This is a genomic window from Phormidesmis priestleyi ULC007 (genome assembly GCF_001895925.1).
Taxonomy (GTDB): domain Bacteria; phylum Cyanobacteriota; class Cyanobacteriia; order Leptolyngbyales; family Leptolyngbyaceae; genus Phormidesmis_A; species Phormidesmis_A priestleyi_A.
Genome location: NZ_MPPI01000114.1, coordinates 1 through 1,112 on the forward strand (window position 1 = coordinate 1; position 1,112 = coordinate 1,112).

Below are 1,112 nucleotides of genomic sequence, written 5' to 3' on the forward strand. Positions count from 1 at the left end.
TATAGCAATCCTAAATCAGTTGTAAGATGAAGGCTGAGTGGGTCGTGACCCCTGATGACAACCGTGAAAGATGGTATGCAAGATCTGCTTAGCTTTATCAACCAAACCGATGATGCTCGTGAATTGAAACGGGCATTGGCAGTCAAACTCACATTGCAGGGAACGGTACAAGCGGAAATTATGAACCTGCTGCAAGTGACCTCCGGGTTTATTAGCAAATGGAAAGGGGTCTACGAACGACTGGGGGCAACCGGATTAAAACTGGGGTATCAAGGGTCAAGCGGCTATCTGAGTGAAGCGCAGCAACAAGCAGTCCTTGAGTGGTTGCGACAAAAAGACTCTTGGCAGCTAGAAGAACTCCAGCGTCACCTGTGGCAACAGTACCAGGTCGAGTTCAGATCGCGACAGAGCTACTATGACTTGATGGCGCGAGCGGGACTGTCCTGGAAGAAGTCGCAGACGGTAAATCCAAAGCGAGATGAGGCAGCAGTGGGGGCAAAAAAGTCGAAATCGAGCGGTTTCTCCAGCGGCATCGCGAGGCATTGAAACAAGGAACCGTGCGGGTATTGATGGTCGATGAGTGTCATTTACTATGGGGGGACGTAACAGGTTATGTATGGGGTAAAACCAAAGAGCGGATTGAGATTCCCATCCTGAATGCCCGCACTCGGCAGACGTACTATGGCGCAGTCGATTATCTCACTGGGGAAGTTCTGGTCAAGGGATTCCCGAAAGGCAACTCAGAACACACGATTGCGTTTCTCAACTACCTGCAACAACAGAGTCCTAACCAGCAGTTAGTCCTGATCTGGGATGGTGCTCCGTACCATCGTTCTGAAGAATTGCGAGTCTATCTGAACCAGGTCAACGCTGACAAACCAGAAGCCGAGTGGCAAATCCGCTGTATTGCTTTCGCACCAAATGCGCCAGAGCAAAACCCCATTGAAGACATTTGGCTTCAAGCCAAAACCTATGTGCGTCAGCATTACTACCGATGTGAAACCTTTGCACAAGTCAAGCAGCTATTTGTGCAATTCTTGCAGTCTTACACGTTTGATTTTCCCAAGTTGCGGCGCTATGGCTGATCTTACAACTCAAATAGGACTGCTATA

At 49.2% G+C, this 1,112-nt stretch carries 2 protein-coding genes; both read left to right on the plus strand.

Annotated elements, in window-relative coordinates; genetic code table 11:
* Nucleotides 1–75 precede the first annotated feature (75 nt).
* Nucleotides 76–546, plus strand: a complete 471-nt coding sequence (locus BRW63_RS29360; protein ID WP_219898761.1) for a helix-turn-helix domain-containing protein — start codon at nt 76–78, stop codon at nt 544–546.
* Complete coding sequence (locus tag BRW63_RS29365) at nt 543–1,085, plus strand: IS630 family transposase (RefSeq protein ID WP_219898763.1); 543 nt, start codon at nt 543–545, stop codon at nt 1,083–1,085. Before BRW63_RS29360 ends, BRW63_RS29365 begins: the two co-directional genes overlap by 4 nt.
* The last annotated feature ends 27 nt before the right edge of the window (nt 1,086–1,112 follow it).